Raw genomic sequence first — 14,370 nt, forward strand, 5'->3', positions numbered from 1 at the left:
CGCCTGACGGAGATCACGATGTCCTCCTGATGCGCGGCCCCCTGGCGGGAGTCGCGGTGATGATGGTGTGTGAGGCGGCCAGTCCGCCGGGGCGGGGCGGCCGGTAGGGATCGGCGGCGGCGGCCAGGGCGGCGGTCGTGGCGTGGCCGTCCAGGGCACGGGTGGTCACGCCCAGCCCCGACAGGGACCGGACCGTCTGGTCGGCGCGGCGTCGGGCGGCATGCTCGCTGCGTTCGCCCGGGTTCGCGCGGGTGACGATGAGGACCTGCCGGCGCAGCGGATCCCGCCGCTCGGCGAGGTCGTCGAGGAACCGGGCATGGTCGGCTGCCGCGTCCGCGAGAGCCGGGTGCGGCATCTCTTCCGCCGCCTGCGCGAGGGTGCGGGCGGCGGAGTGCAGGTCGACCGGCTGCGCCGACACGACGATCTGCGTCGGCGTGGAGAGGCTGTTGAGCCAGCGGCCGAAGGTGTCGACGAGGGCGGCCTGCTCGTCGGCGGTGCGTAGCGCCAGGTTGACGCTGGTTGCCGCGACCATCGCCGCCTTCACCGCCCCGAGACTGATCTCGCCATGTTCGTCGATGGCGTCGGCGGGCAGTTTCAGCGGCGCCGGCAGCATCACCTTCGCCGCCGGGGCCTGCACCCAGTCGGGTGTCCTCGCGGTGGTGTCGGTGGTGGACAACGCGCGTGGCGCCCGGACGTGGCGCACCGCGGAGGCCAGCCACATGTCCATGGGCAGCCCGTCGCGGCGGCCGACAGCGAGACCGAACACCAAGCCGCCGAGGACGACGGCTGCGCCGAGCAGCACCGGCGCGGGCACGACGGTGTGCAGGGCATTCCAGCCGCAGTAGAAGACGACGGCGGCCACGGCCAGGATCGCGAGTTGCCGGAACGTCAGCCCGTAGAGCACCTTGTCCGGCGCGTCCACGTCGGCGGGCATCCGGGCGGTGACGGCCTGTTCGTCGCGGCGGTCGGGGTTCATCGTCGCACCGACCCAAGGGCGGGGATGCGCAGCCCGCGGGTGAGCTGCTGCACGACGACGACCCGCACGACCGCGCCGATCGGATTGCCGCCACGCGCGCCGCCGCTGGTGGCGAAGTGCTGCATCAGCCCCGGTACCTTGACCGTGGTCCACAGCAGGACCATCACGACGAAGAGGTTGAGCACACCGCCCGGTTCGCCCGGTAGGCCGAGGGCGGGCAGCATGGCGCCGGTGTCCAGCAGCATCCACTGACCGGCGAAGAGCACGAACGCCTGCACCACCGGGATCGCCAGCATGGCGACGTACGACCGCCACCACATGCGGGCGACCGGGTCAGTCTGCGGCAGGGCGTGACACGCCAGCGCGATCGGCGCGACCGCGGTGAGCACCAGCGCGACCGCGAACCGGACGATCACACTGCAGGCAGTGGTGGCGAGCAGGAACACGATGATCGCCAGGCAGACGATGAACAGCAGACCGGCGGTCTGGTCACGCGACGCTGTCAGGTGGGTCTTGACGGCGTCGAGGGCCCTGTCTCCCTTGAAGTCCTGTGCGGTCAGTGCGGTGGTGAGGGCGTTGGCGAACTCGATGAGCCTGCCGGCGATCAGTTGGGAGAAGTGGGCGGTGACGAATCCGACGACGCACCGTGGCAGAAGATCCTTGGCGGTGTATCGGGCGCGTTCGTCGCCGCCGGCGACCATGGTGAGGACGCCGACGGCGACGAACGCCAGGACGAACACGGTGTCGACAACCCAGATCGACCGTCCGGTGAGAGCCTGCACCTGCGGCAGGCTGGTGACGTCCGGGGTGATCAGCAGCGCGTGGGTGATCGCGGTGATGAGCCCGTTCAGGCAGTCCAGTAGCAGGCTGGCGAACCAGTCGAGAATCTGGTTGAGCGTCCAGGTCATCGTCAACCTCCGACGATTCCCCGGACCACCTGCAGCAGGACCGGAGCGAGCACGGCGAGGCCGTAGCCGACCAGGGCGTTCTTCAGTGCGCCCTTGGCCTTGTCGACCTGGGCCGGGTCGCCACCGGCGGTGGCCCAGTACACCCCGGCCAGGACCAGGAACAGGGTGGCGACGGCGGCGAGAATGCCCATTACCCAGGTCTGCAGGTTGATGATGACGGTCGGTAGGTCGTTGGGGGCCGGAGTGACCGGCTTGTCGGGGGCGGCAGCGTAGGCGGCGGTCGACGCGGCCAGCACCATTGCGGCAGCCGCGACGGGCACGGCGAACCGGACGAGGCGGTGAAGCACGCGGGATGTGTAGAGGGCGGTGGTCAGGGCACGGAGACGTGCCCTCATCGTGGAAAACATGGGTGGCTGCACCTCCCGCCCCGGCACGAGCCGGGGCGACACTCGAAGCGGGTCATGAAGGCGCCGCCGGGCTGGGAATCACGTGTCGGACGGGGACCGCGGCGAACCTCGGGAGGAGCTCGTCCTCCCATTCGGGTTGGCGGTGATCGATGAGGTGTCAGCGCATCAACGTGGCGCGGCACCCGAGGGGCCCGATCCCGTGTCGGCCAGGTGTCCCGGCCCGGCGGCGGCGGGACCAGCTCTCCATGGCGCCATGGTGGCGCCGGAGGAGTCCCGCACCCTCAAAACGGCCGTTGTGAGCTGTAGCGGACACCTGCCGGTCCGACAGCGATCCGACACGATCTCGCGGAGGCCTGACAGCCCGGCTCACCGGCGAAATCTGACGATCATGCCGCTCGGAAAGGATCCGCTGTGGGGACGGCGCGAGAGTCTCACAGCAGCCGGACGTCGCCCCGTGGGACGCTGCCGTCAGGGTCGGGCGGGATCCGACGCCTGACAGGACCCGGGCTGGTTTCCGCACCGTCGGGCAGCCGGCCGCAGTGGTGGAGGCGGCTGCTCCGTCACACGCAACCGCGGGTGGCGGCGTACGGGTTCCAGGTACGCCAAATGTGCAGAGGCATGGGCGAGCGGCGCTGGGGACCCTGCGGCGCCGGTCGCCCCGGCGACGCACGTCCGTTGCTCACGATGAGTAACCGGTGGACGTGGGCGTCGCCCGAATCGCGGCAGATCAGTGCACGCGATCATGCAGAGGGCTGCGCTGAGTCCTCACGACGCCGCCGGCGCTGCGGCTACGATCTTGCGAATGGCGATCTCACAGTACGTGGCTGGCCTTCGGAAGCTTGTGGGCAAGGATCTGCTCATGCTGCCGAGCGCCTGTGCCGTCGTCGTTGACGACAGCGGACGCGTGTTGTTGGGCCGGCGTGCCGATACTGGAAGGTGGTCCCTGCCGGCGGGAGCGATCGACCCTGGCGAACAGCCGGCAGATGCGGCAGTACGCGAAGTGTACGAAGAGACGGGCGTGCACATCACTGTTGAGCGCCTCGCCGGGGTGGCGCTTCGCGAGGTCACCTATCCCCACGGCGACATCTGTCAGTACCTCACGGTGTGGTTTCGCTGCAGGCCGGTCGGGGGTGACGCGCGCGTCAATGACGAGGAATCCCTGGCCGTGGGCTGGTACAGCCCTAAAACGTTGCCGGACCTCGATGCGGTCGACCGGCTACGCATCGATACCGCTTTCGACACCGCCGCGCCGGCATGGTTCGCCGTACCTGGGCAAGGCTACGACTGGCTTCCGTCGGGATCCTGATCCTTCGCGAGCCCACGCGAGGCTCTTCGCCGGGCATCCGCTTTTCGCCAGATCCGGACGCTGCCGGGGCGACCAGCATGACTGGCTGTAGTTGATCTTGCAGAGCAAGTTCGGCCGCAAGCGCAGCCGCACTCGCGGATGTCGATAGCTGCCGTGCGCTCGGTGGCGTACCCGGCTCTGCACTCGGAGCCGTACGCCGACAGCGGGTCCGACCAGATGGTCGGACCCGCGTCGGGGATCGGTCAGCGGTCAGGCTGCTGCCAGCCTCGCCTGCGCGGCAGCCGGTCGTGCGCCGCCACTACGGGCGGCCCGGATGCGCTGGCGTCGCTCGGCGGCTGCGGCGAGGTCCTCCCGCACCCGGGGCGAGGTCACCTCGGTGAGAACTCCGGCGGCAAGCGCCTCGGCGATGCGGTTGTCGATGCGCTCGACGCGCCGCCGCAGGGTGTCGACCTCCAGGCCGACAAGGACGGCGATGGGTTCGATGGCCCGGCGGCCCAGCCGCAGGTCGATGTAAGGCTGCTCGTCACATTCGTCGACGATGCCCAGCTCGACCGCGCGTCGCACCAGCAGGTCGGGATGCCCGTAGGGCCGCTTCGGCGTGCGGGGGCCGGTGACGTGTTCGAGGTTGTCCACCGGCATCGCCTCAGCGCCGTCACGCTGACGCAACTCGTGCCCGGCCCGCCATGCCGCCATGCACAGCGCCGCGTACGGTGCTGGCTTCGCCAGGTCGACCCGGTCCTGCAGGGCGGACAGGAAGCCGGTAAGGATCTCGGCGTCCAGGTCGTGGGCGTCGCCGGCCCAGCCGGTGCGCAGCCGGCCGGCGTAGCGGCGCAGCGCGGGCATCGCGAGGGCGACGGCAGCGATGACCCAGGCGGGCCCCTCGACGCGGGCGCGGCGGATCAGTTCCCGCCACACCACGTCGCGAGCCGTGTAGGCGTCCGGGTGCGCCAGCAGCCACTGGCGTAACGCCGGCAGGGCGATGACACCGCCGGGGAGGCCGGCGGTGTCATCGAGTTGGTCGGCCAGTGTGTCGAGATCCAGTGACAACGGAGCAGGGTCACAGGTCAGTTGGGCGAACGCGGTGTCCACGGTGTCCAGGGGTGAGTCGGGCCAGTCCTTGCCGGATGCGGTCATGTCACGAACTCCTCGTCGGGGATCTCGCGGCCGGCGTCTGTGGCCGGCGCGGCTGACCGCAATTGCGACATCCCGCTCTCACGGTCCTCTGACAGCGCAGGCCGGCGGGCACGTGCGGCGGTTCGGCAGCGCCGTCCGTCCCGGCTCGCCGGCCGCTGGCCACCGGGCGCCGCCGTGTGCCATGGCCACGTCGACGTCACTTCGACCTGCGCTTTGACACGGACACGTGGCGGCGGACACGGTGCCGGCGGCGACGAGGCGGTGAAGAGAGGACTGTGGAGTGACAACGCCCCTCCGCCGGCCTGACAGCACCTGACAACGCCGACGGCATACCGGTACCCGACCGTGGTCGGCGGGGCGCCGCCATCGAGGGCGTCGTCATCTCACGCTGTCATCGACGGGCCGGCTGACAGTGCCCATCCGGCTGGCCGGGACGGTCTGACGAGACCGCCGTCCGGGTGACAATGCGGCGGCGCGCGGCTCGGTGACGCCGTTGACGTCCGGACTCCAGCAGCGGCCTGACAAGACCGGTCACCCCCGTGTCATCGGCACAGGTCGATGACACGGGTGCGTTGTCACAGCCCTGAGTCTGACAGCACGCGGCGATGGTGGTCCTGGCGAGCCTCGCGGCGGCGACCCGGCACGGCGGAGCGGGCGTCGCGAGAGCAGTCCCGGCAGCGGGGCGGGGCGTCCGCTGTCAGAAGTGTGAGAGATCGCCGTAAGGACGGTAGGTGTTCGCCACCGCTGACAAAAACCGGTTTGAGGGTGTCAGCGCATCACGGCGCGGCGTGGAGCCGACGCCACATGAGCGAGCACACGTCGCAGCACCACGATCCCCGTCTCGGCCCGACCGTCGACACCGGCCCGTACGCCGAGGTCGACCCGACACCGACCGACCTGGTCGCCGGCGACCCGCCGGTACCACTCACCGTCTGGCGCACCGCCCGTACCCCGGAGGACGCCGGCCACAGCGTCGGAGCCCGGCTTGCCGCCCGGCTCATCAGCGCCTACAGCCGTCCTGGTGAGGCGGTCGTCGATCTCACCACCGGCCACGCTCTCGCCCGGTCCTGCGCGGCGGGGGACCGTCGTCACCATCCGGCCTGGTTCACCGGGGCGTCCAGCCTGATCGTCGGCCCGGCTACCCCGATCTCGCCGGCCGCTGGTATCACCACGGGCGCGGACCTGGACGAGGAGGACGAGCTTCCGGAGATGGGCGCCTGGTTCGGTGACGACCTGACTGACCCCGATCTGCACCCGCCGGCCGAACCGGTGGCCGATCTGCCGTCTGGCGACTCCCTGCAGGCAGCAACGAGTCTCGTGGTCACCTGCTGGCCGCTCGACGCCAACGCCACCGCCCACCAGGCCCGGCTGCCGCGGCTGCTGACGGCCTGCGCCGCGCTGCTGCAACCGGGCGGCTGCCTGATCCTCGTCGGCACCGTCCCGGCCGGCATCACCGCCACCCCGGAGGACTACTCCGGTGTGGTCCGGGCCGCCGCCAGCGTCGGACTGGGCTACCTGCAGCACCTCGTGGCGGTCACCGCCGAGACCGACGGGGACGCGTTCGTCTACCACGTCACCGACGAGGAACTGCTCACCCTCGCCAGCACCGCCAACCAGCGGCGGCAGGTGGCGCACCTGCGGGCCCACGCGGACCTGATGGTGTTCAGCCAGGCCCAGGGCCAGCGCCAGCCCTCGCATCGGCGGGGTGGGCGTGACGGCGGTGGTCGCCGTGGGTGAGCACCGCAGAGACCCCGTAGCGGCCGAGCCCGACGAGCGGGCTACCACCAGCGGCGCCGCGGACAGTACCGGCGGAGAACGGCACCCCGCTGCGGCGGAGCGGCTGTCGGTGTGGGCCACCGCGCAGGCCACCGGCCCCGTCCAGCGCCGCGGCCGGTACGTCCGCGAGTCGGTGCAACACCCGGCACGGATGCTTCCGGCGATCGCCGCGCACGCCGTGGCCGCCTACACCGCGCCCGGGGACCTGGTGCTCGACCCGATGTGCGGGATCGGCACGACCCTGGTCGAGGCGATCCACGCCGGCCGCGACGCGATCGGGGTCGAGTACGAGTCCCGCTGGTCCGACATCGCCGACGCCAACATCAAGCACGCCCACACCCATGGCGCCACCGGCCGCGCCGGTGTCATCCGTGGCGACTCCACCAGCATCCTGTCGCTGGTGCCGGCGGCCCTGGCCGGCCAGGTAGCTCTCGTGGTGACCTCGCCGCCGTACGGGCCGACCGTGCACGGCCTGGTCCGGCCCGGCACCGACGGCGTGGCGAAGTTCGACAACACCTACAACGACGGTACGGATCGGGGGAACCTCGCCTACCGCGACCTCACCGGGCTCGCCGACGGATTCGCCCGGATCCTCGCCGGCTGCCATACCCTGCTCAAGCCCGGCGGAGTCGTCGTCGTGACCGCCCGACCGTGGCGCAAGCACGGCGAACTGGTGGATCTTCCGTCAGCCGTCATCGGCGCTGGCACACGGGCTGGCCTCACTCCCGTCGACCGGTGCGTGGCGCTGCTCGCCGCTGTCCGCGACGGCGGGCTCGTGGCCCGACCGTCGTTCTTCCAACTACAGGCCGTACGCAGGGCGCGGGCGGCCGGCACCCCCATGCACCTGATCGCGCACGAGGACGTCCTCGTGTTCATCAAGAGTCCGGCGACGGAAGCCGGAACGGTGCTCTGACCGCACCCGATCACCGCTACCTGTCCCTGGGCGCCAGTGTGCAGAGTGCCACGCTCCCGCTGCTGGTCGCCCAGGGCAGGCGGCCTCTTCTGTTCGCATCAGCAGTGAACGCAGCCGATTCCTCGCCGCTGTCGTCGCGCAGCGCGACGACGGCCCCCGTAAGGAGCCACTCCCGTGCCGTCACGACGAACCCGCAGACCCACATCGACCTCAGCGACCGGCAGCACGCCCATGACGTGGACCGTGGAACGCATCACGGCGCTGGGCACGACCACGGATCTCGCGACCGCCGCGGCCATTCTCGGCATATCCCGCTCGGCGGCCTACAAGCTCGCAGCACGCGGCGCCTTCCCAACGCCCCTGTTCCGCGCCGGTGCCCACTATCGCGTACCAACCGCCCCGATCCTGCGGGCCCTGCACCTTGAGCCACCAGCGCCGTCGGTCGACGGCACCGACGACGTTACGGGGAATGACACCGGCGGGCACGTGGCCGGCGGCACGGACGCCACCGGCCGGGAACCGCGCTGAGCCCACCCACGACCCACCTTCCCAGCCAGGCGCGAGCCAGCCGGCCGGACCGGGCGTCACGACTTGATTCCGCCCGCCCGTCACGCGTGGATGTCGATCGACGAAACCGATGCCCCGGCCCCCTCACGAACGGGAGCACCACCTGCCATGCCAGACGGAAGCATCTTCAAACGCTGCGGATGCCGCCAGCCCGACACCGGCAAGCCCTTCGGCAACGCCTGCCCGAAGCTGCGCCGACCGAACCGCGCCTGGAGTTCCGAGCACGGCCACTGGGCCTACCAACTCGAACTTCCCGCCACCGGCGACGGCCGCCGCCGGCAACTGCGCCGCGCCGGGTTGGACAGCCGACGCGAGGCCGCCGCCGAACTCGACCACGCCCGCACGCTTCTCGCGCTGGCCGGACACGACCGCCGCCGCCGCACCGAGATCGCCGACCTGCTCCAAGCCACGGTCCGTGCCGGCGGCATCCTTCCCGACATCGACGGCGTACGTCAGCGGCTGCGCGGCGACGGCCCACTCGGACAGATGCCGACCGTGGCCGAGTACCTCATCCAATGGGTCAGCGAGCTCACCATCGACGCCAACACCATCCGTGGCTACGAGTCGATCGTGCGGGTACACCTCATCCCGCATCTCGGCCAGATCCCGTTGGACAAGCTGCGTACCGGCCACGTCCGTGCCATGTTCACCGCCATCGAGAACCGCAACGAGGAGATCCGTACCGCGAAAGCCAGCACCGATCCCGCGGTCCGCGCCACGGTCGCCGGTGTCCGCTCGACCGGGCCCTCGACCCGTCAGCGCATCCGCGCCTGCCTACGCAAGGCGATCAACGACGCCCTCGCCGACGAACTCATCGTCGGCTCCAATCCCGCGGCGCTGGTCAAGACTCCCGCCAGCCGGCCGCTGCCCGTCGTCTGGGAGGACGAACGGGTACGGCGGTGGGAGGCCACCGGGGAGGTGCCCGGCCCCGTGATGGTGTGGACCGACACGCAGATCGTGCGGTTCCTCGACTACGCAGCCGCTCACGCCCCCGACCTGTACCCGATGTGGCACTACATGGCCTACCGCGGGCCCCGCCGGGGTGAGGCGTGCGGGTTGCGCGACAGCGAGGTCCGCCTCGACCGCCGCGAGACGACGATCAACAACCAGATCGCCACCCACGGCTACACGGCGGTGCAGAAGCCCCCCAAGAGCAGGGCCGGCACCCGCGACCTGATGCTCGACGCCGAGACCGTCAAGGTCCTCGCCGCCTACAAGGCCCGCCGCGCCGCCTGGCAGCTTGCCGCCGGCAGCAGCTGGCCCGACACCGGCCTGTTCTTCGTCCGGCCCGACGGACAGCCCTGGCACCCCAACGCCGTCACCCAACGCTTCCGCAGGCTCGTCCGCAAGGCTGGGCTGCCTCCGATCCGGCTGCACGACCTCCGCCACGGCGCCGCCACCGTGGCCCTCGATGCCGGCGTCGACATCAAGGTCCTCGCCGAACAACTCGGCCACTCCACCACCACCCTCACCCGCGACACCTACCAGAGCGTCACCAAGGAACTGCACCGCAGCGCCGCCGACGCGGTGGCCAACACGATCGACCGACGCCGCCCAAAGACCGCGTAACGGAAGACGGAAGTCCGATGGCCGAGACGTGCACGGCGGCGGCGCCAGGGTGCCCACCGCACCCCGGCGCGGAGAGCGGGCACTCCCGGCCGATCCGTCTACTCATCGTCGTAGTCGTCCGGATCCTCGGCATCGGCTCACTTCAGCCCGCTGATCGGGGCCACGTCACGCTGGATGTAGGTCTGTCCAGGAGCGTGCGTCCGGGCGGTCCCGCGTCCAAGTGTCAAGGACCGCGTGGGCGGTGTCCTCGGGTGCGGCGATGAACAGCGGTTGTTCGCCGTCGAAGCGGCCCCGTTCGCTGCGGTGGGTGCCCTCGCTGCAGCAGGAGCACCGGTCAACCCGGCTGTTGAGGACCTCCATGCCGTATCCGTCCCGCGCGAACCGCGCCGACAGGTCCTCGATGTCGTCGGCGTCTCGGGCGGTGACCCTGACGGCCAGCGTTGCCAGCGGCGACGCCTCGAACAGTTCGATCTCGTCGAAGACGGGGTAGGTGACACCGCCGGAGACCCGCTCGCCGCTCGGGGCGCCGCTGTGCAGGACGATCTCGCCGTACCGGCGCGACGGATCGAACGGCACGTTGAGGACACGAGCCCGGACAGGGTCGATCCGTCTGGCCCAGACCACCTCGCCGATGCCGAGTCGGACGCAGGTGGGTCCACCGTCGATGTCGATCGGGCCGGTGCCCGGTAGCGGCTCCATCCCGAAGCCGGCCCAGCAGTCACGGGCCAGGTCCCAGTCCCGCAGTGCGGTCGCGGCGGTGCCGAGGTTCCAGTACGCCGGCTCGTTCGCACCGCGCTCGACAAACCGGACCGCCTGCAAGCCACGGTCACGGGCGGACGGCCAGTCCCGCATCCGCAGAGCGCACAACGCGGCATCAAACCAGAGCGCCTTGGCGAGACCGGGCGCCACCCCGGCGGCCACCCCCGCCAGCAGCTCACCGGCGCGGTCGTACCGCTCGGCGTCGAACGCCGCGTACGCCTCGTCCAAGACCCGCTCGATCGCAGCGTCCGGAGCGTCATCGGTCATCGTCATGGCGCGACACACTACGTGACCGGCAAGATCAAGATGTCAACAGTGCGTCCGGGCAGTCGCCGTGCGCAGGTCGAGATCGGCGCGGTGTGCACTTGCGCCGTACCTACCTCTGTGCTCGGACCTGTACGCCGGCAAACGGCCACCACGGATCAAGCACGATGGCGAAGTGGTACAGCTTCGCGCATGGCCGAGTCAGCGAAGTACCGCACGTCTTTCAGTAGTTCGTCAGGTGGTTGGCGCAGGTTGAGGGGCCGATAGCCGATCATGGTGCCAGAGTTGCGGATGCGCCACGTTGTGGGCGGTTCTGTACCTTCGGCGTAGATGATCCATCCGATGCGGAGGTTCAGCGCGGTGCAGTAGGCGAGCATCTGGTAGACGTCGGGGTTGGTGGGCTTTCCCGCGCCAGGTTCGATCTTGTACTTGGCGTCGAACACCGCAGCCGGTTGCCCGTTGATGACGTGCAGGACGTCCGGCTCGATCCGGATGGCTTTCTCTTCATCGAGCGCGCCCTTGGCTGGGGTTTCGGTGTGGCCGGGATAGATCGACAGTGCCTCGCGCAGCGCGGCGCCGATGAACGCTTCGAATACCTTCTCCATGTTGACCACGAAAGCCGCGATGGTGTGGGGGCCGGCGCCTGGATCGGCGGAGCAGTGCTGCAGGATCAGCTCGCTAAGGCGGAGCGCCGGGGCGTAACGGGCGTTGAGCCGGCTGTTGTGCCAGATGGGCGGTAGGGCGCCTGGCGGCAACACGGTCACGCCGGCCATGCGTGAGTCCAGCTCGATCAGATCGGCCTGGTCGGCCGGCCTAAGCCGCGGCACGGCGAGCATACGTCGTATGGCCGTGCGTAAGATTCGGTTCTCGGGGATGTCTTCGCTGTACTCGTCGTACTGCACCTCTACGGGCAGCGGTATGCCTGGGCGGCTGGCTATGTGGTCACCGAACCGGATCCGTCCGCGGACGAGTGGTAGGGCGTCGTCGACGGTGGTGTATCCGCGCAGTAGACCCGAGGCCAGTGCCCGGCGGATATGGCGGATCAGCGACGTGGCCAGCGCGGGCCACAGGCCGGTGGTCGGGATGCCTGCCACGTCTTCGGGGCGGAATCCCGGGTGCGTCGCGTAGCCGAGGAAGAAGAGCATGTTGGCAATGCCGACCTTCGGCGTCACCTCGATCTCGATGTTGCCGATCCGGATCGCACCGACCTTGCGGCCAGCCTTGAGCTTCCATTGACCGCTGGCCGTTCGGCGCACGGTCACCAGGTCGGCCGCGCGCAGGGCCGCCACTTGGTTGTCGTCCAGCGGCAGCACGACCTCCTTGGTCCCGACCTCTGTCAGGACGACAGGTTCCGCCACACTGATGGAGTTCACGCCTCGCCCGCAGCTGCGTTGGCACCGTCTGGCACCGCCAAAACGTATCCGGGGTCCGTGCCGTTACCGCCATGCGGGCCGTTGGGCAGCCCGGCGCTCAGCCGCAGACGGATAGCCGGGAGGCCAAACTTGCTGCGAACCGCCGCGCGTGACAGGCGCCCTGCGTAGTGCTCCTCCAGCAGCGGCAGCAGGTCGTGGTCCCAGACTCGGTCGAGTCCGCCCTCGTGGTCTGCGCCTGGTCGCATGAGGTAGGAGGGGCCGATCTTGAAGTCGTGGTCCGACTCCCCGATCGCCTCGTTGAGGGCACGCAGCAGTGCCGGCCGTGCATCATCGGCCTTGCCCCGCTTCTTCAGCCACTCGTTCAGCACTGATCTGACCGGTTCCTCGTCGGGGTGCAGCTCGACGAACGCAAAGCGGCGCCGGATGGCGGCATCAACTAGAGCAATCGACCGGTCTGCGGTGTTCATGGTGCCGATGAGCAAGACGTTGGGCGGCAGGTTGAACGCCTCCGCCGGCGAGTACTGAAGGCGGACGGTGGCCTGCCGGTATTCCAGGAGAAAGTACAGCTCACCGAAAACCTTGGCCAGGTTTGCCCGGTTAATTTCATCTATGACCAGGACGTGCGGCTTGCCAGGGTTCGCCTTGGCCGCAGCGGCGACCTCCCGCAGTGGTCCCGGCACTTTGGCAAAACCCACGGCTCCGCCGTCCGCGCCCTCGACCGGCCGGAACCCCTCAAAGAAGTCCTCGTAGGCGTAGGAGGGATGGAACTGGACCAACCGAATGGCGTCCCGGTCGGCGATGTGCCGGGCGATGGCCTGGGCGATGAACGTCTTACCAGTGCCGGGTGGGCCGAAGAGCACAACCTGGGAGCGCTCATGCCACAGAGCCAGTAGGTCCTGCAACCAACGTCGAGACAGGTGCAGACGATCAGCGAGGTCGTCGGTGGCGGCCGCCAGCACAGGCATCACCTGCCCCAACTCCGGCCCGCGTCCGCCATCGTCCGCCCCCGGATTCGCCGGCTCGACCACCTTCTCGACCAGCGCGGTGAGTACCTCAAGAGCGCCGGTCAGATCGACGACGATGCCCTGTTGATCCAGCTCAGCGGGCAGCGGTGCCGGAAGAGTGTCCACCGTGAGGGCTTCTATTGCAACCCACTGCACCGACCTGCGCAGCCAAACACCGTCGTCATCCGAGACGTATTCTGGATCGCCATCGATTACACCGAGGTGGAGTCGGTCGTCCACGACCGTCGCCACGATGTCCTCAACATTCATCAGCGACAGGAAGGCGTGGTACTCCGTGGCGAGCACCAGCCGGCCAGCGTAGTCCAGATGCCCGAAACCGGCATCTACGGCGGCCCGGACGTCGGACCGCTCGGCGCCCGGGCGGACCTCGCCAAGATGGGTGGCCACGAGCCAGACCGCCCCGTCGCGTTTCCAGGCGTCGAGCATGTCGTCGGCTCCCCGCGGCCGAACCAGCCAAGCACGCCGCCCTTGAGGAGGCGACTTCCACTGGCTAGCAAACGGGGGTCGATAGAAGTCAACCCGTTGCCCACCAACCTGCTCCTGCACCCGAACGGTGATCTGGAAAAGGTCCCGATTGAGGTCGTTGGTGGGCACCACGTCTGCACTCAGGGCGAACGCGTCGCGAATCGCCCGCTTATGGGCGACGTTGACGATCGGCAAGAAGTGCGTCGGAAACCCGAGGTAGAGCAGCGCCTCCCGGAGCGACGCCATCAACTTCTTCCCGTACACGACTTCCTGCCATACCCATGGATCAGTCAGGGCCGAGGCGCGCCGTTCTTCGGGCAGCGCCCACCATGCCAGGAGGAACTCGACCGCGTCGGCGAGCCACTTCCACAGCATCGTGTGTGCCCCGGTGCCGCCATTCCAAGTATGCTGCTGGAACGCAGCCAGGACGGCCTCCGGCACCGCCGCAGGCGTGCGCATCCACGCCAGCACGGACTCGACCCGCCTCCGCTTTGTTGCTGCGGTGAGGTTGCGTAGCGGCAGCGCATGCAGCGCCAAGAGCTCCGCAGCTAACAGCTTCGCCTCATCGGAAGCGCCATCGAGTTGTCCTCGCAGCTTGACCATAAACGGGTCGGAGCCCTCGTCCGGGCGCTCGTTGTAGACACGGAACAGCTCCGCTGCGGCCGCCTGCGTCCACACAGATCTACCGGGAAGGAAGACCGATCGGGCCTGACCAAGTCCGACGTCGATAAACTCGCGGCCGACGGACCGCACCATGTCGTCGGCCCGTGAAGGAATGATCACTTGGTCTTCCATACCCGACCTCGCCCCTCAACAGCTGCCATCAATCGGATGGCCAGCAGCGGTCTAGACACGTCCGACGTAATCTACCGACGCAGCCACCCGGCAGCCCAGACCCCAAACGGTCCAAAAGCTTTGGTGTGGCGCG

12 protein-coding genes are annotated in these 14,370 nt (G+C 69.5%); 5 read left to right on the forward strand and 7 right to left on the reverse strand.

The features are described from left to right. Positions 1 to 13: 13 nt before the first annotated feature. From ABZ573_RS02770 to ABZ573_RS02780, 3 genes are read right to left on the reverse strand one after another with little or no spacing between them, the layout of a single operon-like run. Positions 14 to 976, reverse strand: coding sequence for a PrgI family protein (locus ABZ573_RS02770; RefSeq protein WP_358115026.1), 963 nt, complete (start codon positions 974 to 976; stop codon positions 14 to 16). Then, entirely contained in the window at positions 973 to 1,884 is a 912-nt protein-coding gene (locus ABZ573_RS02775) for a conjugal transfer protein TrbL family protein (protein WP_358115029.1), read from the reverse strand. The genes ABZ573_RS02770 and ABZ573_RS02775 overlap by 4 nt, the downstream gene beginning before the upstream one ends. A 2-nt stretch (positions 1,885 to 1,886) precedes the next feature. Continuing rightward, positions 1,887 to 2,291 (reverse strand): pilin, encoded by a 405-nt coding sequence (locus ABZ573_RS02780; protein ID WP_358115033.1) that lies wholly within the window; start codon positions 2,289 to 2,291, stop codon positions 1,887 to 1,889. Between the two features lie 802 nt (positions 2,292 to 3,093). Here ABZ573_RS02780 and ABZ573_RS02785 point away from each other — a divergent pair. After that, positions 3,094 to 3,597, forward strand: coding sequence for an NUDIX domain-containing protein (locus tag ABZ573_RS02785; RefSeq protein ID WP_358115036.1), 504 nt, complete (start codon positions 3,094 to 3,096; stop codon positions 3,595 to 3,597). A 249-nt stretch (positions 3,598 to 3,846) separates the two neighbouring features. Here the strand turns inward: ABZ573_RS02785 and ABZ573_RS02790 are convergent, their stop codons facing one another. Then, a complete protein-coding gene (locus ABZ573_RS02790) occupies positions 3,847 to 4,731 on the reverse strand; it encodes a hypothetical protein (protein ID WP_358115039.1) in 885 nt (294 codons plus the stop codon). Positions 4,732 to 5,535: 804 nt separating this feature from the next. Between ABZ573_RS02790 and ABZ573_RS02795 the strand changes: the two genes are divergently transcribed. The 4 genes from ABZ573_RS02795 (at position 5,536) to ABZ573_RS02810 (ending at position 9,556) form a co-directional block, all read left to right on the forward strand. Next, entirely contained in the window at positions 5,536 to 6,468 is a 933-nt protein-coding gene (locus ABZ573_RS02795) for a hypothetical protein (protein WP_358115042.1), read from the forward strand. Beyond that, positions 6,452 to 7,420, forward strand: coding sequence for a DNA methyltransferase (locus ABZ573_RS02800; RefSeq protein WP_358116107.1), 969 nt, complete (start codon positions 6,452 to 6,454; stop codon positions 7,418 to 7,420). Before ABZ573_RS02795 ends, ABZ573_RS02800 begins: the two co-directional genes overlap by 17 nt. 243 nt (positions 7,421 to 7,663) lie before the next feature. After that, the gene (locus ABZ573_RS02805) at positions 7,664 to 7,948 is read left to right on the forward strand and encodes a DNA-binding protein (RefSeq protein ID WP_358115045.1); all 285 of its coding nucleotides are present in this window, start codon (positions 7,664 to 7,666) and stop codon (positions 7,946 to 7,948) included. 147 nt (positions 7,949 to 8,095) lie between these two features. Continuing rightward, positions 8,096 to 9,556: a tyrosine-type recombinase/integrase gene (locus ABZ573_RS02810; RefSeq protein WP_358115048.1), complete on the forward strand. Its 1,461-nt coding sequence runs from the start codon at positions 8,096 to 8,098 to the stop codon at positions 9,554 to 9,556. A 165-nt stretch (positions 9,557 to 9,721) separates the two neighbouring features. On the opposite strand, the gene ABZ573_RS02815 is transcribed toward ABZ573_RS02810, so the two are convergent. The 3 genes from ABZ573_RS02815 to ABZ573_RS02825 form a co-directional block, all read right to left on the reverse strand. Beyond that, complete coding sequence (locus tag ABZ573_RS02815) at positions 9,722 to 10,588, reverse strand: hypothetical protein (RefSeq protein WP_358115051.1); 867 nt, start codon at positions 10,586 to 10,588, stop codon at positions 9,722 to 9,724. A 149-nt stretch (positions 10,589 to 10,737) separates the two neighbouring features. Further along, complete coding sequence (locus tag ABZ573_RS02820) at positions 10,738 to 11,892, reverse strand: restriction endonuclease (RefSeq protein WP_358115054.1); 1,155 nt, start codon at positions 11,890 to 11,892, stop codon at positions 10,738 to 10,740. A gap of 56 nt (positions 11,893 to 11,948) precedes the next feature. Beyond that, positions 11,949 to 14,225 (reverse strand): AAA family ATPase, encoded by a 2,277-nt coding sequence (locus ABZ573_RS02825; RefSeq protein WP_358115056.1) that lies wholly within the window; start codon positions 14,223 to 14,225, stop codon positions 11,949 to 11,951. Positions 14,226 to 14,370: the final 145 nt, after the last annotated feature.

This window comes from Micromonospora sp. NPDC007220 (assembly GCF_040634035.1).
Taxonomy (GTDB): domain Bacteria; phylum Actinomycetota; class Actinomycetes; order Mycobacteriales; family Micromonosporaceae; genus Micromonospora; species Micromonospora reichwaldensis.

Coding starts and splice junctions, on each gene's coding strand:
- ABZ573_RS02770 (WP_358115026.1), bottom strand. CDS start 976: ATGAACCCCGACCGCCGCGACGAACAGGCCGTCACCGCCCGGATGCCC.
- ABZ573_RS02795 (WP_358115042.1), top strand. CDS start 5,536: ATGAGCGAGCACACGTCGCAGCACCACGATCCCCGTCTCGGCCCGACC.
- ABZ573_RS02790 (WP_358115039.1), bottom strand. CDS start 4,731: ATGACCGCATCCGGCAAGGACTGGCCCGACTCACCCCTGGACACCGTG.
- ABZ573_RS02775 (WP_358115029.1), bottom strand. CDS start 1,884: ATGACCTGGACGCTCAACCAGATTCTCGACTGGTTCGCCAGCCTGCTA.
- ABZ573_RS02780 (WP_358115033.1), bottom strand. CDS start 2,291: ATGTTTTCCACGATGAGGGCACGTCTCCGTGCCCTGACCACCGCCCTC.
- ABZ573_RS02810 (WP_358115048.1), top strand. CDS start 8,096: ATGCCAGACGGAAGCATCTTCAAACGCTGCGGATGCCGCCAGCCCGAC.
- ABZ573_RS02785 (WP_358115036.1), top strand. CDS start 3,094: ATGGCGATCTCACAGTACGTGGCTGGCCTTCGGAAGCTTGTGGGCAAG.
- ABZ573_RS02815 (WP_358115051.1), bottom strand. CDS start 10,588: ATGACGATGACCGATGACGCTCCGGACGCTGCGATCGAGCGGGTCTTG.